The sequence below is a fragment of the Imbroritus primus genome (assembly GCF_964332355.1).
GTDB classification, from domain to species: domain Bacteria; phylum Pseudomonadota; class Gammaproteobacteria; order Burkholderiales; family Burkholderiaceae; genus Imbroritus; species Imbroritus primus.
The window spans coordinates 2,563,738-2,587,805 of record NZ_OZ201293.1; the positions used below are offsets into that span (position 1 = coordinate 2,563,738).

General features: G+C 65.4%; 23 protein-coding genes. 19 read left to right on the forward strand and 4 right to left on the reverse strand.

The genetic code is table 11. The annotated features are described in order from the left end of the window. Nucleotides 1-193 precede the first annotated feature (193 nt). From ACQ3C8_RS11760 to ACQ3C8_RS11790, 7 genes are all read left to right on the forward strand, one after another. Nucleotides 194-1,087 (forward strand): LysR substrate-binding domain-containing protein, encoded by an 894-nt coding sequence (locus ACQ3C8_RS11760; protein WP_009523416.1) that lies wholly within the window; start codon nt 194-196, stop codon nt 1,085-1,087. A gap of 163 nt (nt 1,088-1,250) precedes the next feature. Further along, entirely contained in the window at nt 1,251-2,747 is a 1,497-nt protein-coding gene (locus ACQ3C8_RS11765; protein WP_428851669.1) for an FAD-linked oxidase C-terminal domain-containing protein, read from the forward strand. Nucleotides 2,748-2,755: 8 nt separating this feature from the next. Then, a complete protein-coding gene (locus ACQ3C8_RS11770) occupies nt 2,756-3,643 on the forward strand; it encodes an ion transporter (protein WP_428851670.1) in 888 nt (295 codons plus the stop codon). 31 nt (nt 3,644-3,674) lie between these two features. After that, nucleotides 3,675-4,748, forward strand: coding sequence for a glycolate oxidase subunit GlcE (gene glcE, locus ACQ3C8_RS11775; protein ID WP_428851671.1), 1,074 nt, complete (start codon nt 3,675-3,677; stop codon nt 4,746-4,748). Nucleotides 4,749-4,753: 5 nt separating this feature from the next. After that, nucleotides 4,754-6,001 carry a glycolate oxidase subunit GlcF gene (glcF, locus tag ACQ3C8_RS11780; protein ID WP_428851672.1) on the forward strand — a complete coding sequence of 416 codons (1,248 nt, stop codon included), beginning with the start codon at nt 4,754-4,756 and terminating at the stop codon, nt 5,999-6,001. 119 nt (nt 6,002-6,120) lie between these two features. After that, nucleotides 6,121-6,489, forward strand: coding sequence for a CidA/LrgA family protein (locus tag ACQ3C8_RS11785; protein ID WP_009523421.1), 369 nt, complete (start codon nt 6,121-6,123; stop codon nt 6,487-6,489). Continuing rightward, on the forward strand, nt 6,486-7,211 hold the full coding sequence (locus ACQ3C8_RS11790; protein ID WP_009523422.1) for an LrgB family protein: 726 nt from the start codon (nt 6,486-6,488) through the stop codon (nt 7,209-7,211). The genes ACQ3C8_RS11785 and ACQ3C8_RS11790 overlap by 4 nt, the downstream gene beginning before the upstream one ends. Before the next feature lie 54 nt (nt 7,212-7,265). Here the strand turns inward: ACQ3C8_RS11790 and ACQ3C8_RS11795 are convergent, their stop codons facing one another. The 3 genes from ACQ3C8_RS11795 to ACQ3C8_RS11805 are packed head-to-tail and all read right to left on the reverse strand — an operon-like array spanning nt 7,266 to nt 10,022. Further along, nucleotides 7,266-7,760 (reverse strand): glutathione peroxidase, encoded by a 495-nt coding sequence (locus tag ACQ3C8_RS11795; protein ID WP_009523423.1) that lies wholly within the window; start codon nt 7,758-7,760, stop codon nt 7,266-7,268. A gap of 22 nt (nt 7,761-7,782) precedes the next feature. Next, nucleotides 7,783-8,922 carry a PilT/PilU family type 4a pilus ATPase gene (locus ACQ3C8_RS11800; RefSeq protein ID WP_009523424.1) on the reverse strand — a complete coding sequence of 380 codons (1,140 nt, stop codon included), beginning with the start codon at nt 8,920-8,922 and terminating at the stop codon, nt 7,783-7,785. Nucleotides 8,923-8,975: 53 nt separating this feature from the next. Further along, a complete protein-coding gene (locus ACQ3C8_RS11805; protein ID WP_009523425.1) occupies nt 8,976-10,022 on the reverse strand; it encodes a type IV pilus twitching motility protein PilT in 1,047 nt (348 codons plus the stop codon). A 44-nt stretch (nt 10,023-10,066) separates the two neighbouring features. Between ACQ3C8_RS11805 and ACQ3C8_RS11810 the strand changes: the two genes are divergently transcribed. Together ACQ3C8_RS11810 and proC are read left to right on the forward strand one after the other, a co-directional pair. Next, the gene (locus ACQ3C8_RS11810) at nt 10,067-10,765 is read left to right on the forward strand and encodes a YggS family pyridoxal phosphate-dependent enzyme (RefSeq protein WP_428851673.1); all 699 of its coding nucleotides are present in this window, start codon (nt 10,067-10,069) and stop codon (nt 10,763-10,765) included. 22 nt (nt 10,766-10,787) lie between these two features. Further along, nucleotides 10,788-11,612 (forward strand): pyrroline-5-carboxylate reductase, encoded by an 825-nt coding sequence (gene proC, locus ACQ3C8_RS11815; protein ID WP_428851674.1) that lies wholly within the window; start codon nt 10,788-10,790, stop codon nt 11,610-11,612. 111 nt (nt 11,613-11,723) lie between these two features. On the opposite strand, the gene ACQ3C8_RS11820 is transcribed toward proC, so the two are convergent. Further along, nucleotides 11,724-13,406: a beta-barrel assembly-enhancing protease gene (locus ACQ3C8_RS11820; protein ID WP_428851675.1), complete on the reverse strand. Its 1,683-nt coding sequence runs from the start codon at nt 13,404-13,406 to the stop codon at nt 11,724-11,726. A gap of 106 nt (nt 13,407-13,512) precedes the next feature. On the opposite strand from ACQ3C8_RS11820, the gene moaC reads away from it, so the two are divergent. From moaC to ACQ3C8_RS11870, 10 genes are all read left to right on the forward strand, one after another. Continuing rightward, complete coding sequence (gene moaC, locus ACQ3C8_RS11825) at nt 13,513-13,992, forward strand: cyclic pyranopterin monophosphate synthase MoaC (RefSeq protein WP_428853072.1); 480 nt, start codon at nt 13,513-13,515, stop codon at nt 13,990-13,992. Between the two features lie 475 nt (nt 13,993-14,467). Then, complete coding sequence (locus ACQ3C8_RS11830; RefSeq protein ID WP_428851676.1) at nt 14,468-15,439, forward strand: Bug family tripartite tricarboxylate transporter substrate binding protein; 972 nt, start codon at nt 14,468-14,470, stop codon at nt 15,437-15,439. Nucleotides 15,440-15,446: 7 nt separating this feature from the next. Next, entirely contained in the window at nt 15,447-16,220 is a 774-nt protein-coding gene (locus tag ACQ3C8_RS11835; protein WP_428851677.1) for an HpcH/HpaI aldolase family protein, read from the forward strand. A 161-nt stretch (nt 16,221-16,381) separates the two neighbouring features. Next, the gene (locus ACQ3C8_RS11840; RefSeq protein ID WP_009523432.1) at nt 16,382-17,263 is read left to right on the forward strand and encodes an HlyC/CorC family transporter; all 882 of its coding nucleotides are present in this window, start codon (nt 16,382-16,384) and stop codon (nt 17,261-17,263) included. Continuing rightward, the gene (lnt, locus tag ACQ3C8_RS11845; protein WP_428851678.1) at nt 17,260-18,825 is read left to right on the forward strand and encodes an apolipoprotein N-acyltransferase; all 1,566 of its coding nucleotides are present in this window, start codon (nt 17,260-17,262) and stop codon (nt 18,823-18,825) included. The genes ACQ3C8_RS11840 and lnt overlap by 4 nt, the downstream gene beginning before the upstream one ends. Nucleotides 18,826-18,958: 133 nt before the next feature. After that, complete coding sequence (gene glyQ / locus ACQ3C8_RS11850; protein WP_428851679.1) at nt 18,959-19,930, forward strand: glycine--tRNA ligase subunit alpha; 972 nt, start codon at nt 18,959-18,961, stop codon at nt 19,928-19,930. Beyond that, on the forward strand, nt 19,927-20,532 hold the full coding sequence (locus tag ACQ3C8_RS11855) for a hypothetical protein (RefSeq protein WP_428851680.1): 606 nt from the start codon (nt 19,927-19,929) through the stop codon (nt 20,530-20,532). Before glyQ ends, ACQ3C8_RS11855 begins: the two co-directional genes overlap by 4 nt. A 65-nt stretch (nt 20,533-20,597) precedes the next feature. Then, nucleotides 20,598-22,694, forward strand: coding sequence for a glycine--tRNA ligase subunit beta (glyS, locus tag ACQ3C8_RS11860; RefSeq protein WP_428851681.1), 2,097 nt, complete (start codon nt 20,598-20,600; stop codon nt 22,692-22,694). A 4-nt stretch (nt 22,695-22,698) separates the two neighbouring features. Further along, a complete protein-coding gene (gmhB, locus tag ACQ3C8_RS11865) occupies nt 22,699-23,292 on the forward strand; it encodes a D-glycero-beta-D-manno-heptose 1,7-bisphosphate 7-phosphatase (protein ID WP_428851682.1) in 594 nt (197 codons plus the stop codon). After that, the gene (locus ACQ3C8_RS11870; RefSeq protein WP_009523438.1) at nt 23,289-24,059 is read left to right on the forward strand and encodes a lysophospholipid acyltransferase family protein; all 771 of its coding nucleotides are present in this window, start codon (nt 23,289-23,291) and stop codon (nt 24,057-24,059) included. Before gmhB ends, ACQ3C8_RS11870 begins: the two co-directional genes overlap by 4 nt. Nucleotides 24,060-24,068 lie beyond the last annotated feature (9 nt).

Genomic DNA, 24,068 nt, shown 5'->3' on the forward strand with positions numbered 1-24,068 from the left:
ACAGCGGCAACGGCTGCGATGCCCGCCTTCCGCGCCGACCTGCCCAACCCGTGAAGCTTGAGCGCAGCGGCAAGGGTCCACATGGTCGCAGGGCACGGGTTACCGGCCTTCGGGAATGCCGGCGCGACGGGCGTACAATGGCGCACAGTGCGACGCGCGCGTCGCGCCAATTCGACCGATTGACCCACGTCGCATGTCCTCGTCCCTGTTCAACCGTATTCCGCCGCTGCATCTGCTCGTCGCCTTCGAAGCGGCGGCGCGTCATGCCAGCTTTGCGCGCGCTGCCGAGGAGCTGTCGGTCACGCCGAGCGCGGTCTCGCACCGCATCAAGAACCTGGAAGAGCTGTGGGGCGAGGAACTGTTCGTGCGCGCCAGCTCGTCGCTACGGCTCACGGCCAGCGGTGCGCGCAACCTGCGCAGCGTGCAGGCCGCGCTCAAGGCGCTGAACGGTCTGGCACGCCCCGAGTTCAGCAACACGCGCGTACGGCTGCGCGTGGCCATTCCGCCGACCTTCGGCCGGCAGCATCTCGTACCGCGCCTGCCGGAGTTCGTCGCGCTGTATCCGCATATCGACATCGAACTGCATCTGGCGATTCCGTTCCTCGACGTGAAGGCGGAGGAAAGTGATGTCGAGATCCGCTTCGGCACCGGCCACTACCCGGAGTTCAAGACCACGCTGCTGCTCAACGAGCCGGTGTTCCCGGCCTGCGGGCGCGACTACTACGAGGCGGTCAATGGCCGCCGCATCACGCAGCCGTCGGACCTGCACAACCTGGTGCTGCTGCGCAGCCCGCTCGAACCATGGAAGCCGTGGTTCGAGCGGGCTGGCCTCGACTGGGAAGAGCCGCAAGTCGGTCCGCAATTCAACGATGTGGGCCTGATGCTTGAGGCCGTCACCTCCAATCAGGGCGTGGCGCTGGTGCGCCAGCGCATGGCCCAGCAATGGCTGCGGCTCGGCCAGATGGTGCGGCTGCTCGATGTGGAATCCATGTCGCCGCACGCCTATTACATCGTCGAGCGCCGCCAGATGCCGCTCAAGCCTGAAGCGCAGTATTTCGTCGACTGGCTGCTGGGGCTCGACTGGTGAACTATCCGGGGATGAGAAATTTTCGTCCCCGCCCCCCGCCGATTTCATGCCTGAGATCGCCTGTACGGCGATGCGCCGGCCGGTAGCGTGCGTTATAGTCATCCCAGCCCGTGCCGCGGCCGCCTGTTGTGCAGCGCCGCCGGCCATGACAGGGAGACACCGCATGAACGCCCCGCTCGAACCGACTTCCGCCCCGACCCGCGATGCGGCCCAGGCCGCACTGCTCTCGGCCCTCGCCGGCATCGTGCCCGACCATTGCCTGCTGTGGAAGCAGGAAGACACCATCCCCTACGAATGCGACGGCCTGGCCGCCTACCGGCAAGTGCCGCTAGCCGTGGTGCTGCCCGAGAACGAAGCGCAGGTCTGCCAGATTCTCGCCGCCTGCCATGCCCTCGGCGTGCCAGTCGTACCGCGCGGCGCCGGCACCAGCCTGTCGGGCGGCGCCATGCCGATCGGCAACGGACTGGTGCTGTCGCTGGCGCGGTTCAAGAAGATCATCAAGGTCGATCCGCTGTCGCGCACGGCCATCGTACAGCCGGGCGTGCGCAACCTCGCCATCTCCGAGGCCGCCGCGCCGCACGGACTGTACTACGCCCCCGATCCGTCTTCGCAGATCGCCTGCACCATCGGCGGCAATGTCAGCGAGAACTCGGGCGGCGTGCATTGCCTCAAGTACGGACTGACCGTGCACAACGTGCTGCGCGTACGCGCGGTGACGATGCAGGGCGAGGTCGTGGAATTCGGCTCCGAAGCGCCGGATGCCCCGGGTCTCGACCTGCTGGCCACACTGATCGGCTCGGAAGGTATGTTGGCCGTGGTCACCGAAATCACCGTGCGGCTCGTCCCCAAGCCGCAACTGGCACAGGTCATCATGGCGAGCTTCAACGATGTGGAAGCGGGCGGCAATGCAGTGGCCGCCGTGATCGCCGCCGGCATCATTCCCGCCGGGCTGGAGATGATGGACAAGCCCGCGACCGCAGCCGTCGAGGAATTCGTCAAGGCCGGTTACGACCTGGAGGCGGAAGCCATTCTGCTGTGCGAGTCGGACGGCACGCCCGAGGAAGTGGCCGAGGAAATCGAGCGCATGAGCGAGGTCCTGCGCGGCTGTGGCGCCACGCGGATCCAGGTGTCGCAGAGCGAGGCCGAACGGCTGCGTTTCTGGAGCGGACGCAAAAACGCCTTCCCTGCTGCCGGCCGTATTTCCGCCGACTACTACTGCATGGATGGCACGATCCCGCGCAAGCATATCGGCACGCTGCTGCGCCGCATTCAGGAGATGGAAGCCAAGTATCGCCTGCGCTGCATCAACGTGTTCCATGCCGGCGACGGCAATATGCATCCGCTCATCCTGTTCAACGGCGCGGATCAGGATGAATGGCACCGCGCGGAATTGTTCGGTGCGGACATCCTTGAGACCTGCGTCGAACTCGGCGGCACGGTCACCGGCGAACATGGCGTGGGCGTGGAGAAACTCAACTCCGCCTGCGTCCAGTTTTCGCCGCAGGAACTGGAAATGTTTTTCCGCGTGAAGGCCGCCTTCGACCCCGCCAAGCTGCTCAACCCGGACAAGGCCATTCCCACGCTGGCCCGTTGCGCCGAGTACGGCAAGCTACATGTGCGCAACGGCCTGCTGCCGCACCCGGACCTGCCGCGCTTCTGAGCATGAGCATGAAACAACCGAAAGCCATGACACCGCGCGCGACGTTTGGCATGTCCGAACGCGAAGGCTGGCGGCAGCACTGGTATACGATCATCTTCGAGGCCGACACGCCGGCCGGCCGGAATTTCGACCTGTGGCTGCTGGCCGCCATCGCAGCGAGTGTCGCCGTGGTGATACTCGACAGCGTGGCGGAGGTGCGTGCCGTCATCGGCCTGCCGCTGCGCATCCTGGAGTGGTGCTTCACGCTGCTGTTCACGGTGGAATACGTGGTGCGGCTGATGGTGGTGCAGCGCCCCTTGCGCTATGCATTGAGCCTGTATGGCGTCGTCGACCTGCTGGCCGTGCTGCCGACCTATCTCGCGTTCTTCTTCCCGGAGCTGTATGCGCTGATCGACGTGCGCCTGCTGCGGCTGCTGCGCATCTTCCGCATCATGAAGATCCCGCTGTACTTCGACGAAGCCCAGGTCCTGATGCGCGCGCTTGCCGCCGCGCATCGCAAGATCCTCGTGTTTCTCGCCGCGGTCGGCATTATCGTGGTCATCCTCGGCACCATCATGTATGTGGTGGAAGGCCCGGAACATGGCTTCCGCAATATCCCGGTGAGTATCTACTGGGCTGTGGTCACACTCAGCACCACGGGCTTCGGGGACCTCGTGCCGCGCACTGCGGTCGGCCAGTTCATCACCTCGGTCACCATCATGCTGGGCTACGGCATCATCGCCTTTCCCACCGGCATCCTCGGTGCGGAACTGGCTGCGACCATGCTGCGCCGGCACGTCACGGCGCGCCGCTGCGCGGCTTGCCTGACCGAAGGCCACGAGACCGACGCCCTCTACTGCCGGCGCTGCGGCGCTGAACTTCCGTCCCTTCCGCCCTCCTCCCCGGAGGTCCGCTAGCCATGCCAGCCATTCTTACCCGCCCGCTCCAATGACCGCCATTCTCGACACCTTTCGCGACCGCATCCGGGCCGCGACCGCCAGCGGCACGCCCCTGCGCCTGCGCGGCAGCGGCACCAAGGATTTCTACGGCCAGGATCCGGTCGGCGAAATTCTCGACACGCGCGCCCATGCCGGCATCGTCGCCTATGATCCCGCTGAACTGGTGATCACGGCGCGTTGCGGCACGCCGCTTGCCGATGTGGCCACCGCGCTGGCCGAGCAGCGCCAGATGCTGCCTTTCGAGCCGCCTGCCTTCGGCCCCGCCGCCACGTTCGGCGGTACCGTGGCGGCAGGCCTGTCCGGCCCGCGCCGGCAGGCCGTGGGCGCGCTGCGGGACTTCGTGCTCGGCGCCGTGGTGATGGATGGACGCGGCGACATCATGCACTTCGGCGGTCAGGTGATGAAGAACGTTGCCGGCTACGATGTCTCGCGCCTGCTGGCAGGCTCGCTCGGCACGCTTGGCCTGGTGCTGGAAGTGTCGATGAAGGTGCTGCCACTGCCAGTGGCGCATCAGACCCTGCGCTTCGAACTCGATGAGGCGCAGGCGTTGCTCCAAGTCAATCGCTGGGGCGGCCAGCCGCTGCCGATCACGGCGACCGCGTGGACGGACAACGTGCTGCATGTACGCCTGGCCGGCGCTGCCGCGGCGGTGAGCGCGGCCATCGGCAGGCTTGGCGGCACGCCCATCGATGAAACCGAAGCGCACGTCTTGTGGAGCAGCTTGCGTGAACAGTCCCACCCGTGGTTTGCGCCTGCGCTGCAAGGCCAGGCCCTGTGGCGTATCGCCGTGCCGTCGACTGCGCCGGTCCTCTCTCTGCCGGGCACGCAACTGATCGAATGGGGCGGCGGCCAACGCTGGTGGCTGACCGATGCACCCGCCGTCACGGTACGCGCTGCCGCGCAGGCGGCCGGCGGGCACGCCACGCTGTTCCGCAACGGCAACAAGGCGGATGGCGTATTCACGCCACTCAGCGCACCTATCGCGGCCATCCACACCCGCCTCAAGGATGCCTTCGACCCCGCCCGCATCTTCAATCGCGGCCGCATGTATCCGGAGTTCTGACGCCCATGCAAACCAATTTTGCCGAGTTCATCCGCAACACGCCCGAAGGCGAGGAAGCCGCCGCCATTGTGCAGAAGTGCGTGCACTGCGGCTTTTGCACGGCCACCTGCCCGACCTACCAGCTGCTCGGCGACGAACTGGATGGGCCGCGCGGACGCATCTACCTGATGAAGCAAATGATGGAAGGCGCGGAAGTCACGGAAAGCACGCGCCTGCACCTGGACCGCTGCCTGACCTGCCGTAACTGCGAATCGACCTGCCCCTCGGGCGTCACCTACGGCCGCCTCGTGGACATCGGCCGCAAGGTGGTGGAAGACCAACTCGAGGCCAAGGGCGTGCAGCGTCCGCTCGGTGAACGTGCGGTGCGCTGGGCGTTGCGCGAAGGCGTCTCGCGGCCGGCGCTGTTCGGTCCGGCCTTGAAGATCGGGCGCGCGCTGCGTCCGCTACTGCCCGGCGTGCTGCGTGACAAGGTGCCGGTGACGCGCGCGCCTGGCCAGCGACCTGCCCCGCGCCACGCACGCCGCATGCTGGTGCTGGAAGGCTGCGTGCAACCTTCCATGTCGCCCAATATCAATGCCGCCACGGCGCGTGTCTTCGACCGTCTTGGCATCTCGCTCGTCGCCGCGCCCGAGGCCGGCTGCTGCGGCGCGATCCGCCATCACATGAACGACCACGCTGGCGCACTCGACAATATGCGCGCCAATATCGATGCGTGGTGGCCGGCCATCGAGGCAGGCGCCGAAGCCATCGTCATGACCGCCTCCGGCTGTGGCGTGATGGTCAAGGACTATGGCCACCTGCTGCGCCACGATCCCATGTATGCGGACAAGGCCCGACGCGTGTCCGCGCTGACCAAGGACCTGAGCGAACTGCTGCCGGCCTACCAGGCCGAACTGGCGGCACTCGTGCGGCCCGCGCAGGATGCTCCGCGCGTGGCCTGGCATCCGCCGTGCACGCTCCAGCATGGCCAGCAGATCCGCGGGGCGGTCGAGACGCTGCTCGCCGGGCTCGGCGTCGATGTCCGCCTGTGTGCCGACAGTCATCTGTGCTGCGGCTCAGCGGGGACCTATTCGATCCTGCAGCCGACACTATCGAAGCAGCTGCGCGACGAAAAACTCGCCAACCTGCAGGCGACCGGCCCGGAGATGATCGTCTCGGCCAATATCGGTTGCCTGACACATCTGCAGAGCGGTACCGCAACACCGGTGGCGCACTGGATCGAACTGGTGGACGACCTGCTGCGGATACGCTGACGCACTACTGTGGTGGCATCGCTGTGCGTCTGATATGACAGACAGCGCCGCAACTGATGCTTGTCGGCCGCGGCGGGCGCGCCCGATAATGGCTGCAGCGCGTTTTCCGGAGTTGCCCCATGCCGCAAGCCTTTGCCATCCTGCTGGTGTTTCAGCTGATCGGCGAGATCATCAGCTACACCCTCAAGCTGCCCGTACCCGGCCCGGTGATCGGCATGATCCTGCTGTTTACCTGGCTGGCGGTGGATGACCGTCTGCTGCGCGTCATCCAGGGCACCACCAGCACCATCCTCAAGCACTTCTCGCTGCTGTTCGTGCCGGCCGGTGTCGGTGTCATGGTGCATGCCCAGCGCATCGGCGGCGAATGGTTCGCCATCGGCGTTGCGCTGCTGGTCAGTACCATTCTCGCCATCGCCACCACAGCCTGGGTGACGCGCGCCCTGATGCGCTGGCGCTCCCCCCGCACGACGGAGGAGAATCCATCATGATCGCGCCGCGTCTCACCGATGTCTGGGTCTATCTCGCCGCCAGCCCGCTGCTGTGGCTGACGGCCACGCTGCTTGCATACATCGCCGCCGTTGCCTTGTTCGAACGGCTGCGCGCCAATCCGCTGGCCAACCCGGTGATGGTCTCCGTGGCGATCCTGGTGACCCTGCTGCTGGTGACCGACACGCCCTACCATGCGTACTTCGATGGAGCGCAGTTCGTCCATTTTCTGCTCGGTCCGGCGACGGTTGCGCTGGCCGTGCCGTTGTACCAGCAGTTGCCCAAATTGCGCCGCAACCTGTTGCCGCTACTCGGCGGCCTGCTGGCAGGCTCGCTCGTCGCCATCGTGTCGGTGGTGCTGGTGGCCTGGCTGCTGGGCGCATCCGGCGAGACGCTGCGTTCGCTCGCGCCCAAGTCCGTCACCATTCCAATCGCCATGGGCGTGGCCGAAAAAATCGGCGGGCTGCCCTCCCTCACTGCGGTATTCGTGATGTGCACCGGAGTGATCGGCGCCGTCTGCGCGACACCGCTGCTCAACCTGCTGCGCATGCGCGACTACAGTGTGCGTGGCTTCTCCGCCGGGCTGGCCGCCCACGGCATCGGCACGGCACGCGCATTTCAGGTCAGCGAGGAGGCCGGCGCGTTCGCGGCGCTCGGCATGGGACTGAACGGCGTCTTGACGGCGATCCTGGTGCCGCTGCTGGCGCAGTGGATACCGCGCTGAAGACAGGCACGGCCGTGCCCGCACGGCGCGGCCGTCTTCGGTTCGGGTATGGCGTCAGGCGGGACGGGTCGCGAGCAGCAGTTCGATGTCGCCGGCCAGCTGCTCCGGCTTGGTGGTTGGCGCATAACGCTTGGCCACCGTGCCTTCACGGCCGACCAGAAACTTGGTGAAGTTCCACTTGATGGCCTCGAGACCGAGCACGCCCGGAATCTCATGCGTCAGCCAGCGATATAGCGGATGCGCGCCGGCGCCGTTGACCTCGATCTTCTCGAACATCGGAAACGTCACGCCGTAGTTCATTTCGCAGAAGGCGGCAATATTGGCCGAACCGCCCGGCTCCTGCTTGCCGAACTGGTTGCACGGAAAACCCAGCACCTCCAGCCCCCGCTCCCGGTAAGTGTCGTAGAGCGCCTGCAGGCCACGATACTGTGGTGTGAAACCACATTCGCTGGCGGTATTGACGATGAGCAGCACCTTGCCGCGAAACTGACCAAGCGAAACAGTTTCACCAGCCAGGGTACGGACATCAAAATCGTAGATCGAGGTCATGAGAGCAGAATCATGAAGCGTGTCACATCACATTGATATGCTCGGTCCCGGCCGTCAGGTCGCGCTTGCCGTCCTTGCGGCTGTTGAGCTTGATGTTCAGCCGCAGGTCATTGAGCGAATCGGCATTGCGCAGCGCATCTTCGTAGGAAATGAGATCGCTTTCGTAGAGGTCATACAGCGCCTGATCGAACGAGATCATGCCCTGTTCGCGCGATTTCTTGATGACTTCCTTGAGCTCGTGGATCTTGCCGTTGAAGATCAGGTCGGCGACCAGCGGCGTGCCCAGCATGATTTCCACGGCAGGCACGCGGCCCTTTTGCCCAAGGCGCGGCAGCAACCGCTGCGACACCATTGCCTTGAGGTTCAGCGAGAGGTCGATCAGCACCTGCTGGCGCTTGTCTTCCGGGAAGAAGTTGACGATACGGTCGATGGCCTGGTTGGCGTTGTTGGCGTGCAGCGTGGCGAGGCACAGGTGCCCGGTCTCGGCATACTGCATTGCGTATTCCATGGTGTCGCGGTCCCGGATTTCGCCGATCAGGATGACATCGGGCGCCTGGCGCAGCGTGTTCTTCAGGGCAATGTGCCACGACTCCGTGTCGATGCCGACCTCGCGCTGCGTGACGATGCAGTTCTGGTGTGCATGTACGTACTCGATCGGATCCTCGATGGTAATGATGTGGCCATGCGAGTGCGCATTGCGGTGCGACAGCATGGCTGCCAGCGTGGTCGATTTGCCCGAGCCGGTGGCCCCGGTGACGATCACCAGGCCGCGCTTGGCCATGACGATATCGTGCAACTGCGGCGGCAAGGCAAGATCGGCCACCGACGGAATGCGCGTATTGATGGTCCGCGCCACCATGCCGGGCCGGCCTTGCTGCATGAAGGCCGAGACACGGAAACGCCCGGTCTCGCGCGACTGCAGGGCGAAGTTGCACTCGTGCGTGGCATCGAATTCGGCGGCCTGGCGCTCGTTCATGATCGAGCGCACCAGGATCGTGACCTGGGCAGCCGTCAGCGGTTGCGGCGACACCGGCGCGATCTTGCCATCGACCTTGATGGCCGGCGGAAAATCGGCGGTGATGAACAGATCCGACCCGCGATTGGCTGCCATCATCTGCAGCAGGTCATGGATGTACTTTTCGGCAGATTGCTGATCGAGCATGATGGGGTCCACCCGTAAAACGGCCGGGCGGACCCGGCTGCGAACCGTTGTGGTCAGCGGTTCATGAAGACATCAGGATTCTTTGCGACGGCACGCGCGCTGTCGAAGCCGACGACGCTGCGTTTCACCAGATCGACCAGGCACTGGTCGAGCGTCTGCATGCCCATGGCGGAGCTCGTCTGCATCATGGAATACATCTGCGCGATCTTGTTCTCGCGGATCAGGTTGCGGATGGCCGGCGTGGCGATCATGATCTCATGCGCCGCGACCCGGCCGTTACCGTCGCGCGTCTTGAGCAGCGTCTGCGAAATCACTGCTTCCAGCGACTCCGACAGCATGGTACGCACCATCTCCTTCTCGGCTGGCGGAAACACGTCGACCACCCGGTCGATGGTCTTGGCTGCCGAGCTGGTGTGCAGCGTGGCAAAGACGAGGTGGCCGGTTTCCGCCGCCGTCAGCGCCAGGCGGATGGTCTCCAGGTCGCGCAGCTCGCCGACCAGGATCACGTCCGGGTCCTCGCGCAGCGCCGAGCGCAGGGCATTGGCAAACGAGTGCGTATGCGGCCCGAGTTCGCGCTGGTTGATCAGGCTCTTCTTGGAACTGTGCACGAATTCGATCGGGTCTTCCACCGTCAGGATGTGACCCATGTCGTTTTCGTTGCGGTGGTTGACCATGGCCGCCAGCGTGGTCGACTTGCCCGAACCGGTCGGGCCCGTCACCAGCACAAGGCCGCGCGGCTTCATGCTCAGTTCCGAGAAGATCGCCGGCGCCTTGAGGGTCTCGAGCGTCAGCACTTCGGAGGGAATCGTCCGGAACACCGCGGACGCGCCACGCGACTGGTTGAAGGCATTGACCCGGAAACGCGCGAGGCCGGTGATCTCGAACGAGAAGTCGACCTCGAGGTGCTCTTCGTAGACCTTGCGCTGGCTGTCGCTCATGATGTCGTACACCATGGCGTGCACATCCTTGTGCTCGAACGGCGGGACATTGATGCGGCGCATATCGCCGTGAATCCGGATCATCGGTGGCAGGCCGGCCGACAGATGGAGGTCGGAGGCCTTGCTCTTGACAGCGAAGGCAAGCAGTTGCGCGATGTCCATCTATAATGCCCCCGGGTTCGATTATCTCTTTATATCGCTGGATTATGTCCGACATTCTCGCCAACTTGCAAGCCGTGCGCCAACGCATTGCCACGGCGCAACAAGCGTGCAGCCGGGCCGATCCGGTCACGCTGATGGCGGTCTCCAAGACCTTTTCTGCGGAATCGGTCCGGGAGGCGGTGGCGGCCGGCCAGTCCTGCTTCGGTGAGAACTATGTGCAGGAAGCGCTGGGCAAGATGGCTGCGTTGGCCGATCTGCGTCCGCAGCTCGAATGGCATTTCATTGGTCCGCTACAAAGCAACAAGACCCGGCAGGTCGCCGAGCACTTCGACTGGGTACATTCCATCGACCGCCTGAAGCTGGCGCAACGGCTCTCCGAGCAGCGCCCCACCGGGCTGCAGCCGCTGCAAGTCTGTATCCAGGTCAATATCAGTGGGGAAGCTACCAAGGGCGGTGTCGAGCCGGCCGAGGTCCTGCCCCTGGCACAGGCAATTGCGCCACTGCCGAACCTGCGCTTGCGCGGCCTGATGGCAGTACCGGCACCATCCGACGATCCCGCTGAGCAACGCCGCGCCTTTGCGGCGCTACGCCACGCCCTGGATACCCTGCGAACGGGGGGTCTCGCAGTCGACACTCTCTCGATGGGCATGTCGGCCGATCTCGAATCCGCCATTGCCGAGGGCGCGACCATCGTCCGCATCGGCACAGCCATCTTCGGCGCGCGCCCACGCGCCGCTCACTGATCACGCACGGAATGACATCATCATGCTGACACAATCGACCTTTGCTTTCATCGGCGGCGGCAACATGGCCACCGCGCTCATCGGTGGCCTGCGCAAGCGCGGCGTGCCGGCAAGCGCTATCCAGGCCGTCGACCCGTTCGCGGACGCGCGCCAGCGGCTGTCCGCCGACTTCGGCATCGCTACCGCCGATGCACCGCACGCCGGACTGCGCGCAGCTGATGTGCTAGTACTGGCAGTCAAGCCGCAGCAGTTCCGCGAGGCCTGTGCAGCGCTCGCGCCGCATCTCGGTGACAGCCTGGTGATCAGCGTCGCCGCCGGCATTCGCCTGACCGACCTGTCGCGCTGGCTCAACGGCCACAGCCGCGTGGTACGCGCTATGCCAAACACGCCGGCCCTCGCCGGCATGGGCATGACGGGCCTGGCCGGGCCGGCCGGGTTGCCGGCTGCAGACCGCGACATGGCCAGCGCCGTGGCCAATGCCGTCGGCAAGAGCCTGTGGGTGGCTGACGATGCGCAGATCGATGCGGTGACGGCCATCTCCGGCAGCGGTCCGGCCTATGTGTTCTATTTCATCGAAGCCATGCAGCGCGCCGCCACGGAACTCGGACTGAGCGCCGAACAGGGCCGTGCACTGGCAGTGGAAACCTTCGTGGGTGCGGCCACGCTGGCCGGTGAATCGCCGGAAGCCGTGAGCACGCTGCGCGAGCGCGTTACGTCGAAGGGCGGCACGACCTACGCCGCGCTTACCGCCATGGCCGATGCCGGCATGGGCGATGCGTTCGTGCGCGCCATGCAGGCCGCCGCAGCGCGGGGGCGCGAGATGGGTGAGGAATTCGGCCGCCAGTGAGGGCGCTATACCATGGCTGTCAGGGCCGCCAGCGTGAGCACCACCGCGGTGCATCGTCCAGCCGTATCCGCTGGATGCGCGTGACTGTCACTCGCCACCCGCAGCAGACCATCAGTTGGGTAGCGCCTTGTTGTCGCGCTGCTCCTCGCGGAACTGGCGTTCCAGTTGCGTGAGCCGCGCATCCACTTCCGAGAGCAGATAGAAATCGCCATCGCCCGCCTGCCGGGCGATGCGCAACTGCTGCACCGCCTCGTTCAGCGAACCTTCGAGCGCATAGCGCTCGGCCAGCGCCTGATGCTGCTGCACCCGCTTGCCTTGCGCGGCATACGCGCGCGCCAGCAGGTTCCACCAGATGGCCTGGCTGCGGTCGTCACGCGTCTTGCCGCGCAGGAACGTCACCGCCCGGTCCAGCCGCTGCGCGCCCAGCAGCGTCTCGCCATACGTCACCGCCGCAGCCCGCGACAGCGGATACACCTTGACCACCGCAGCCGACTGCGTCAGCGCCTCGTCCATGCGACCGCGTGCACGCATCAGCTCGATGGCGAGCAGATCGAGGCTGAGGCTGCCCGAGGTCTGCGCCGGCAGGTTGCCATAGGCGCGCCGCGCTTCCTGGAGCGCCGCCTCGGCGGCATCGTAGCGGCCCAGCTGCTGTTCGGCGACGGCGATGCCGTACCACAGGCCGGCCACCTGTTCGGGACGCGCACCCTGCAGCGCCGTACGCATGCTGTCGCGCACGCTGGCCTGCCCATTCGGCGCGGTCTCCTGCAGCACCCGCGCGCGCGCCTTGGCGAACATGAACTCCGATGGCGTCGGCTGGCGGCGGTAGTTCAGGCCACGGATACGGTTCTCCATGTCGGCGATCCGCTCGGTCGTTACCGGGTGCGTGCGCACATACGACGGCACCGACGATTCGCTGATGCTGGTGGCGCGCTGCATACGCCGGAAGAAATCGGCCGTGCCCTGCGGATCGAAACCGGCCGCGAGCATGATCTGGAAGCCGACGCGGTCGGCCTCGCGCTCGGCATCACGCGAGAATGACAACTGATTCTGCACGGCCGCCGCCTGCCCGCCCAGGGCCAGCGCCTGCGCCGCATCGGGACTGGCCGAAGCAGCCAGCCCGGCGAGCAGCAGGCTGCCCAGGGCGATCCACATCGACTGTTCCGACTTGCCAATGCCGCGCGCGATATGGCGCTGTGTGACGTGGCCGATTTCATGGCCAAGCACGGCAGCCAGTTCCGATTCCGTATCGGCGGCCGTCAGCAATCCGGAATGCACGCCGATATAGCCGCCCGGCAAGGCGAAGGCATTGATGGAACGGTCACGCACACCGAAAATCTCGAAGCCCGAGGCAAACGAACCGCCGCCGCCCGAGCCAGCCACGTGCTGCTTGCGCGCGGCTTCGATCAACCGGTAGCCGATTTCGTTGAGGTAATCCGTCAGCAGCGGATCCGACATATAGGCAGGATCGCGCCGGATCTGCCGCATGATGCGGTCGCCAAGGCGGCGTTCCATGTCGGGCGACAACGAGGCAGTCGACGGATCGCCCAGATCCGGCAACTGGTTGCCGGGCTCGATGACGGTACTGTTGCGCAACCCGAACTCGGAAACCTGGCCAGCGCGCACGCTGCGTTCCAGGTTGCCCTGCACACGGTCGGCCGCACGGGCAGCGTCCTCGCTCATCGGCAAGGGCGCACCCTGGGCGTGCGAGGTGGTGCACAGAACCATCAGCAGTGCCGCCGCCAGTGGCCGGCGCGGCATGGACAGGGCAGGAAAAGGAGATCGGAAGACGCGCATGTTGCTATGATAGCGTTCTCTGCCAACCGTTCCCGGCTGCAGGTGTAACCGCATATCTGACGGCTTGCAGCAGCCCGTGGAACCCGACTCGAAGCGACTCAAGCACATGACCGGATTGACCCATTTTGACCACGCCGGACAAGCCCATATGGTGGATGTCGGCGCCAAGGATGTCACGCATCGCGTGGCCGTGGCCAGCGGCACGATCCGCATGTTGCCGTCCACCTTTGCCCTGGTGCGCGACGGCACCGCCAAGAAAGGCGACGTACTCGGCATCGCCCGCATCGCTGCCATCCAGGGCGCCAAGCGCACTTCGGAACTGATTCCCCTGTGCCATCCGCTGGCGCTCACGCGCGTGACCGCCGAGTTTGCGCTCGACGAAGGCAACGCCACCGTGACCTGCACCGTGCAAGCCGAGACGCGCGGCCAGACCGGTGTGGAAATGGAAGCGCTGACGGCCGTGCAGGTCGGCCTGCTGACAATCTACGATATGTGCAAGGCTGTCGATCGCGGCATGGTGATCAGCGACGTGCGGTTGCTGGAGAAACATGGTGGCAAGTCGGGGGACTGGCACGCCAATGCCTGAACCCATGGCGGCGGCCCATGCAAAAGCTGCCGCCGTCCATCTCCTTGCCGGTTTTCACGCGCTCCACCGAACCATCCCAAAAGCGGCGCGTGACAGCGATGGGCTCAGCTCCATCGCGCGTCCAGAACCCCTACGTCACACTCCGCCCTCGCCCATATCCGGTCGATACCCACACCGCGCCCCGGTGAAAGGCGTCCGGGCCAGTTACTCCCACCCGCCACCATCATCAAAACGGTACGCCAGGCATTGCCTTGCGTGAACACGGTATGACCCTCTGGACGGAAACCGATGACCAAGGCGCTCTCCGCCATCTCTCAAGCCATTTCGTATCATTTTTCTGCCTTTCAAATATTATTTTTTCTGTTTTTCATCATTGAAACAGCATAAATAAAAGAAAACGGAACATTTAATCCCGTTTTTAAATATAATCCCCCCTTCCGTACCAAGAAGTTCTGTCGTTCGTGGAGATCCAGACGTGAAACAACAATACAAACTGCTCGCCGCCACCCTGCTCAGCGCCGCCACCTTCAACGTGGCGGCTGATCCGGCTTATCCGTCCCGCCCCATTACTCTGATCGTGCCGTTCGGCGCGGGCGGTGCCTTCGACGTGGTGGCCCGCATGACGGCCAAGCAGGTCGGTGAAGAACTGAAGCAATCGGTCGTGGTGGAAAACAAACCCGGCGCGGGCGGCACGCTCGGCGGCAAGCTGGTCGCCAATGCCAAGGCGGATGGCTACACGCTGCTGTTCTCCGGCACCGGCCCGATCTCGATTGCGCCGGCCGTGTACAAGAACCTCGGCTACAGCCCGGCCAAGGCGCTGGCGCCGGTGGTGCAGCTGACCTCGTCGCCGCTGATCCTGGCGGCCTCGGACAAGTTTCAGGGCAAGACGGTGCAGGACTTCGTGGCCCAGCTGAAGGCCTCGCCGGGCAAGTACAACTACGCGTCCTCGGGTAACGGCACGATCGTCCACCTGGCCGGCGAATACTTCAAGACGCAGACCAAGACCGACGCCGTGCACATTCCGTTCGGCGGTGGCGCGCAGGTCGCGACCTCCCTGCTGGCCGGCGAAACGCTGTTCTCGATCACCAATATCCCGAACGTGCGCAGCCACATCGAGGCCGGCAAGCTGCGCGGTCTGGCGACCACTGCCGCAAAGCGCTCGAGCGCCTTCCCCAACCTGCCGACCATGCGCGAGTCGGGCTACCCGCAATTCGACCTGACCGGCTGGATCGGTATCTTCGCGCCGGCCGGCACGCCGGCAGCCATCGTCGAAAAGCTGAACGCCGCTTATGTGAAGGCCATGCAGGATCCGGAACTGAAGAAGCGCCTGGTCGAACAGGGTGACGAAGTCGCCACCGGCTCGGTGGCTGCCTTCACCTCCTTCGTGGCGAAGAGCGACGAGCAGTGGAGCAAGATCGCCACCTCGGCCAATGTCAAGATCGACTGAGGCAACCATGGTCTGCAAAATCAGTGACCTGCGCGCGCGCATGCGCGCCAACCAGCGCCTGATCGGGCTGTGGTGCTCGCTCGGCTCGGCGACGGCGGTGGAAGCCCTATCGACGATTCCCTACGACTGGTTCCTGCTCGACATGGAACATTCGCCCAACGAGCTGGGCGACATCATCGACCAGATGCGCGTGCTGGACTCCAGCAGCGTCGCGCCCGTGGTGCGCCCGCCGTGCAACGACCGGGTGCTGATCAAGCGCATGCTCGACGCCGGGGTGAAGAACTTCCTGTTCCCGTACGTGCAGAGCGTGGAAGAAGCGCGCGAGATCGTGCGTGCCACGCGCTACCCGCCGGCCGGTGTGCGCGGCGTGTCGGTGGCGGGCCGTGCCGCCTGGCATGGCGCACGTCCGAACTACCTGCAGGAAGCCGGTGACGAGATCGCCATCGGCATCCAGATCGAGACGCTGGAAGCCTTTGCCGCCATCCCCGGTATCGCGGCGCTGCCGGAAGTCGACATGCTGTTCTTCGGCCCGGCCGACCTCTCGGCCGATATGGGCATGCTGGGGCAGGCCGATCATCCGGAGGTACGGGCCCAGATCGTCCGCGGCATCGAGCAGGTCAGGACACACGGCAAGATGGCCGGCGTACTGGCCCCCAACCTCGAGGCTGCTGGTGTTTATGCCCAAGCCGGCGCGCAATTCATCGGCATCGGCAGCGACCTGGGCAGCCTGCGCGCCCAGGCGCAGAACCTGCTGAACGCGGCCGGGCAGTTTACGGCCTGATTGCCGACCAGGAGGGTCCGCCCGTCCGCGGGCGCCCTCCGGTCCGCCCTCCACAACGTCACAATCCCCACCAGGCAAGGCTCTGCCGCGTCCCGGAAGCGTCAGGAAATTGGTGTATCCTTGGTGGTGTGTGTAACAACGACGCGACGCGCACGCGCGCCATGAACGACTCATATCCCAGTCCGAAGTTTTCCGCGAAACTAGCTGATAAACCCCGCACCCTGCTGGAACGCCTGACCGACCTGATCTCGCCGGAGCCCGAATCGCGGGACGAACTGCTCGAGATCCTCCAGGACGCCCATGCCCGCCACCTGATCGACGCCGAATCGCTTTCCATGATCGAAGGCGTGTTCGAGGTTTCCGATCTGTGCGCCCGCGACATCATGGTGCCACGCGCCCAGATGGACGCGATCAACGTGACCGATACGCCGGAAACGTTCATTCCCTTTGTGCAGCTCACGGCGCACTCGCGCTTTCCCGTCTACGAAGACAGCCGTGACAACATCATCGGCGTGCTGCTCGCCAAGGACCTGCTGCGCTACTTCACCGATACCGATTTCAACCTGCGCCAGCTACTGCGTCCGGCGGTGTTTATTCCCGAGTCGAAACGCCTCAACATCCTGCTGCGCGAGTTCCGCGTGAACCGCAACCACATTGCCATCGTAGTCGACGAATACGGTGGCGTGGCGGGCCTCGTGACCATCGAGGACGTGCTTGAGCAGATCGTGGGCGATATCGAGGACGAATACGACTTCGACGACACCGGCGACAACATCATCCCGTCACAGGATGGCAGCTTCCGCGTACGCGGCCTGACCGAGATCGAACAGTTCAACGAGACGCTGGGCACGCAGTTCTCCGACGAAGAGGTGGATACCGTCGGGGGACTGGTTTCCAGCACCCTGGGCCGCGTGCCGACGCGCGGCGAAAAAGTCGAGATCGAAGGCGTGCAGTTCGAAGTGGTGCGCGCCGACGCCCGCCAGGTGCATGTCCTGGTCGCGCGCAAACTCCCGCCAGTCCTCCACGACAGCGCGGTGGCATGACCGCCACGCCGCTGACTGCACCGCTGCCCGCGCTTGGCTTGACGCATCCACGGCGCGCCCTGCCGCTTGCTGCGGTGTTCGGGGTGATGCAGACGCAATCGTTCGCCCCCACCGGCTGGTGGTGGATGCAACTCCTCGCGCTGACCGGCCTGGTGGTCCTGCTGCGCGCCAGCCGCTCGACCCGCATGGCCGCGCTCACCGGCGCCATGTTCGGCCTCGGGTGGTTTCTCTCCGGCATCTGGTGGCTGTACATCAGCATGCACACCTACGGCGGCATGCCGGCCTGGATGGCGGCGCTGGCGGTGGTGCTGTTCTCGCTCTACCTGTCGCTCTACCCCATGCTGGCCAGCGCGGCCTGGTACCGCCTGACGCGCCATGCGCCGGACGCGCGCTGGACGCCGCTGCTGTTTGCCGCGCTGTGGCTGCTGAGCGAGTGGCTGCGCGGCGTGGTATTCACCGGTTTTCCGTGGCTGGCGAGCGGTTATCCGCATACCACCGGCCCGCTCGGCGGCTATGCCCCACTGGTCGGCATGTACGGGATTGCCGGTCTCGCGGCGCTGATGGCGGCCGTGATTGCACGCGCCACCTGGTACCGTACCGGCTCGGTCCTGCGCCGCGCGCTGCTGGTCGCCGTGGTGCTCGGCGCCGGCTGGGGCCTGCGCCAGATCCCGTGGACCGAACCGGCCGGCAAGCCGATTGCCGTACGCCTGCTGCAAGGCAACGTGCCGCAGAACATCAAGTTCGAACCGGTGGGCGTCGAAGCATCGCTCGATCTCTACCGCGACATGATTACTGCGGCGCCGGCCGACCTGATCGTCACGCCGGAAACCGCCTTTCCGATTCTCGTGCAGCAGATGCCCGAGCCATTGGCGCATGAACTGCGTACGTTCGCGGACACCTCCGGCAGCACGCTGCTGCTCGGCATGGCGGGGGCGGACTCACCGGTGGATTTCACCAATAGCGTATTCGGCGTATCGCCGGGTGTCGCCGGTGTCTACCGCTACGACAAGCACCACCTGGTGCCCTTCGGCGAGTTCATCCCTTTCGGCTTCCGCTGGTTCGTGGACATGATGCACATGCCGCTCGGCGATTTCCGTCGTGGCGGGCCGGCGCAACCAGCGCTGGACGTGCGTGGGGTACGCGTCGCACCGAACGTCTGCTACGAAGATCTGTTCGGCGAGGAAATCGCCCTGTCGCTGCGCCATCAGCCGCAACCGGCGAATGTGCTGGTGAACGTCACCAATCTGGCGTGGTTCGGCGACACCATCGCCCTCGACCAGCACCTGCAGATCTCGCAGATGCGCGCGCTCGAGAGCGGCCGGCCGATGCTGCGCGCCACCAATACCGGTGCCACCGCGCTGGTCACCGCCGACGGCACGATTGCGGCCCGGCTGCCGCATCTCACGCGCGATGCGCTCACGGTGCAGGTGCAGGGCATGCAGGGCCTCACGCCCTATGTGCGCACCGGCAACAGCGTGGTGCTCGGCGCGGCGCTGCTGGTTCTGCTCGGAGCCCTGGGGCACGCCCTGCGGAATTCCCGAGACGGCGCCAAAAACCGTTAAAATCACGGGTTAGGCCGCATCCCGGCCGCTCAGGCTGCCCGCCCTGCGTGGCAGCTGCTGAAAACATGCTCCGTCGCGCCGCCGCGCGGCGGGCCGCCCTGCTGCTCCAACTGTCTTACCTGGCCGATCGCGTATGCTGACTTTTCAACAGATGATTCTTACCCTCCAGTCGTACTGGGACCGGCAAGGCTGCGCCCTGCTGCAACCGATCGACCTGGAAGTCGGCGCCGGCACGTCCCATGTGCACACCTTCCTGCGCGCCATCGGCCCGGAACCGTGGCGCGCGGCCTACGTGCAGCCTTCGCGCCGGCCCAAGGACGGCCGCTACGGCGAGAACCCGAACCGCATGCAGCACTACTACCAGTACCAGGTGGTGATGAAGCCCGCGCCGGAAAACATCCTGGAGCTGTATCTCGGCTCGCTCGAGGCGCTCGGCTTCGACCTCAAGCAGAACGACGTGCGCTTCGTCGAGGACGACTGGGAAAACCCCACGCTCGGCGCCTGGGGCCTGGGATGGGAAGTCTGGCTGAACGGCATGGAAGTGACGCAGTTCACCTACTTCCAGCAGGTCGGCGGCATCGACTGCAAACCCGTGACCGGCGAAATCACCTACGGCATCGAACGGCTCGCCATGTACCTGCAGAAGGTCGAGAATGTGTATGACCTGGTCTGGTCGGAGTGGGAAGAGCCGGGCCCCGACGGTCCGGTCAAGCGCCGCCTGACGTATGGCGACGTGTACCACCAGAACGAAGTCGAGCAGTCGACCTACAACTTCGAACAGAGCAACACCGACATCCTGTTCCGCCACTTTGCCGAGCACGAGTCGGAAGCGCGTCGCCTGATGGGCGGCGACGCCGCGCCGGAAGACGCCGCCGCTGTCGCGAAACTGGCGCTGCCGGCCTACGAACAGGTCCTGAAGGCCGCGCATACCTTCAACCTGCTCGATGCCCGTGGCGCCATCTCGGTCACAGAACGGGCCGCCTATATCGGCCGCATCCGTAACCTTTCGCGCATGGTGGCGCAGGCCTTCTACGAATCGCGCGAGCGGCTCGGCTTTCCGATGTGCCACACCCCGGCTGCCCGCCGCGCCGAGGCGGCCGCATGACACGCGCCTTCCGCCTCGTCATCCGGACGGCAGTGGCGGCACTGGCAGCCTGCACGACGCTGCCAGCCGCAGCAGTCGCGCCGGCAACCAAGAACACCTACGCCGTGCCTGCCGAGCTGGGCAGCCTGTGCACCGACACCACGCGCCTCGAGCATGTGCTGGCCACCAAGCTGCAGCCGCAGCCCCAGGCGCTGGACCAGTGGACCAGCCTGCTGCGCACGCTGACCTGCGATCTCGCCGGCAAGCAGGATCTCGGCTGGCGGCGCGTGCCGCTGCGCAGTTACACCACGGTGGTCTCCTACCCGCTGACGTGGGTCGAGTACCAGACGCGCGGCGGCAAGGAACGGCGCATCGTGCGCAACTACCGCGCGCGCAGCCAGATGCCGCAGAAGCTGGAGTTCTGGCTTGGCGGGCATATCGACGAAGTGCAGTACGATGCCCGCCGCCATACGCTGGCCGCACGCTTTCCCGCCGCACGCAATCCACAGGATCCGCCCAGCGCCGGCTGTACCGGCACGCGCTTGAGTTTCCGCCAGCAGCAGGGCGCGTGGTTCCTGTCCGGCATCGAACCGCTGCCGCGCCTGCCGTGCCGGCTTGGCTGACCCGTCATGCCATCGGATTGCCCAATATCGGCCCCTCATCGCCCAACATTTGACTGTCGTCCCCTATGTCTGACTCGCTCCTGATCGAACTGCTTACTGAAGAACTGCCGCCGAAAGCGCTGGCAAAACTGGGCGACGCTTTCGCACAGGGACTGGTCGCGGGACTGCAGTCGCGCGATCTGCTCGAGCCGGGCGCACGCCACACGCCGTTCGCCACGCCACGCCGGCTGGCCGTGCTGATCGACGGCGTACGCGCCGTGGCGCCCGACAAGGCGATGCGCGAGAAGGTGCTGCCGGTGAGCGTGGCGCTTGATGCCGATGGGCAGCCCACCGCACCGCTGCATAAGAAGCTGGCAGCGCTCGCCGCGAATACCGGCGTTGCCGCCATCGATCCGCAGACGCTCGAACGCGCGCAGGATGGCAAGGCGGAGGCGCTGTTCTATCGCTACACCGCGCGTGGCACCGCGCTGGCCGATGGCCTGCAGGCGGCGCTTGACGACACGCTCGGCAAGCTGCCGATTCCGAAGGTCATGACCTACCAGCGCCCCGACGGCGCGAGCGTCAATTTCGTGCGTCCGGCGCATCGCCTCATTGCGCTGCATGGCGCGAGCGTCGTGCCGGTCACGGCGCTCGGCCTGCAAGCCGGAAACGTGACGCGCGGCCACCGCTTCCTGTCGTCAGGCGACATCATCATTCCGCAGGCGAATGCCTACGCGGACGTGCTGCGTGCCGAAGGCAAGGTCATCGCCAGCTACGCCGAGCGCCGCGACACCATCCGCGCGGCCTTGCTGGCCCAGGCCGGCGCAGACACCGTGGTGATGCCCGACAGCCTGCTCGATGAAGTGAACTCGCTGGTCGAGTATCCAGTGGTGTATGCCTGCCACTTCGAGGAAGCCTTCCTCCGCGTGCCGCAGGAATGCCTGATCCTCACCATGCAGACCAACCAGAAATACTTTGCGCTGACCGATGCCGCAGGCCAGCTGCGCAACCGCTTCCTGATCGTTTCCAACATTGAGACGGCGACGCCCGAGGCCATCATCGAAGGCAACGAGCGCGTGGTACGTCCGCGCCTGGCCGACGCGCAATTCTTTTTCGAACAGGACAAGAAAAAACCGCTGGCCGCGCGCGTGCCACTGCTCGACAAGGTGGTGTACCACAACAAGCTCGGCAGCCAGGGCCAGCGCGTGGCGCGTCTGCAGCAACTGGCAACCGGCATCGCCGCCCTGCTCGGCGCGGATGCCGCGCTGGCAGCACGCGGCGCCGAACTGGCCAAGGCCGACCTGCTGACCGACATGGTCGGCGAGTTCCCCGAACTGCAGGGCACCATGGGCACGTACTACGCGCGCCATGATGGTGAGCCCGAGGACGTGGCGCTGGCCTGCTCGGAACACTACCAACCACGTTTTGCCGGCGACGCCCTGCCGTCCACCGTGACGGGTACCGTGGTCGCACTGGCGGACAAGCTGGAAACGCTCGTCGGCATCTGGGGCATCGGCCTGCAGCCGACCGGCGACAAGGACCCGTTCGCGCTGCGTCGCCATGCGCTCGGCGTGATCCGCATGCTGGTGGAAAAGCCGCTGCCGCTGTCGGTGCCGCAGTTGCTGGCGCATGCCGAAGCGACGTTCAACGGCATTGCGGCCTACAAATCGTCGTCCGCCGAAGTGCGCGATTTCATCGATGACCGCCTGCGTGGCTACCTGAAGGACAAGGGCTACAGCACGCAACAGGTCGAAGCCGTAGTCAGCCTGCAGCTCGAGACGCTCGACGATGTCGTGCAACGTCTCGACGCGGTGCAGGCCTTCGCTACCCTGCCGGAAGCCGAGGCGCTGGCCGCTGCCAACAAGCGCATCACCAACATCCTGCGCAAGAACGAAACCGCCGTCGGCGCGATCCAGCCTGCACTGTTGCAGGAAGCGGCCGAGCGCACGCTCCACGACGCGGTGGAGCAGGTCCGCCCGACCGTGGAAGCCGCGCTCGCACGTGGCGATTTCAAGGCTGCACTGCTCGAACTGGCACAGCTGCGCGACGCGGTCGACAGTTTCTTCAACGACGTGATGGTCATGGCCGAGGACCCGGCGCTACGCGCCAACCGTATCGCCCTGCTATCGTCGCTGCACGCGCTGATGAACCGCGTGGCCGACCTGTCGAAGCTGGCGGGCTGACACCATGCCGCACCATATTCCCAAGCTGGTGGTGCTGGACCGCGACGGGGTCATCAACCTCGACAGCGACTACTTCGTGAAGTCGCCAGACGAATGGATCCCGATTCCTGGCAGCCTCGAAGCCATCGCCATGCTCAACCATGCGGGCTATCGCGTGGTAGTTGCCAGCAACCAGTCAGGCATCGGCCGCGGCCTGTTCGAGATGAGCGCGCTCAATGCCATGCACCAGAAGATGCACAAGGCGCTGCTGGCACTCGGCGGACGCGTTGACGCCGTGTTCTTCTGTCCGCATACCGCCGCCGAGAACTGCGGATGCCGCAAGCCCAAGGCGGGCATGCTGCACCAGATCGCCGAGCGTTTCGACGTGGACCTGCGCGGCGTGCCAGTCGTGGGCGATTCACTGCGCGACCTGCAGGCCGGCGTCGAGGTCGGGTGCGCGCCGCATCTCGTCAAGACCGGCAAGGGATTGCGCACGCTCGAGAAAGGCGGACTGCCGCCGGACACGCGCGTGCATGACGACCTGCATGCCTTCGTCGAAACCTTCCTGGCCGAGCGGGCCGCCGTGACACCACCTTCCACACCCGACGGGCGATCATGATTGTCTTGCGTTCCACGCTGTTCCTGCTGTACCTGATCGTCGCCACCCCGCCCTATGCCATTGCCTGCATGCTGAGCTTTCCGCTGCTGGGCGCGCACAAGCGTTTCACCATGGTGGTCGGATGGACGCGCATGACGGTCTACATGGCCAAGGTGCTGTGCGGCATCCGCTATACCTTCAAACACCGCGAGCGGCTGGACCAGGCGCGTGACCTGCCGGTGATCCTGCTGTCGAAGCACCAGTCGGCCTGGGAAACCATCTTCTTCGTGGCGACCATGCCGCGGCCGCTGTGCTACGTGTTCAAGCGCGAGCTGATCTTCGTCCCTTTTTTCGGCTGGACGCTCGGCCTGCTGAAGATGATCCACATCAACCGGCGCGACGGTACCAATGCCTTCCAGTCGGTCGTACGGCAGGGCCGCGAGCGTCTCGCTGACGGCTCGTGGATCATCATCTTTCCCGAAGGCACGCGCACCCGTCCCGGCGCGCCGAATCCGCGCTACAAGTCAGGCGGCGCACGGCTCGCCGTGGAAACCGGTGCATGGGTCATCCCCATCGCCCATAATTCCGGGCATGTGTGGCCGCGCAACTCCTTCCTCAAGTACCCCGGCGAAATCACTGTGTCGATCGGCGAGCCGATGGATGTCACCGGCCAGACGCCCGATCAGGTCAACACCGCCGTGCGCAACTGGATCGAAGACGAAATGCGCGTGATCGATGCGCCGCGCTACCGTGACGCACAGGCCGCCAGCCAAGAGACGGGCCGCTGACATGAAGCT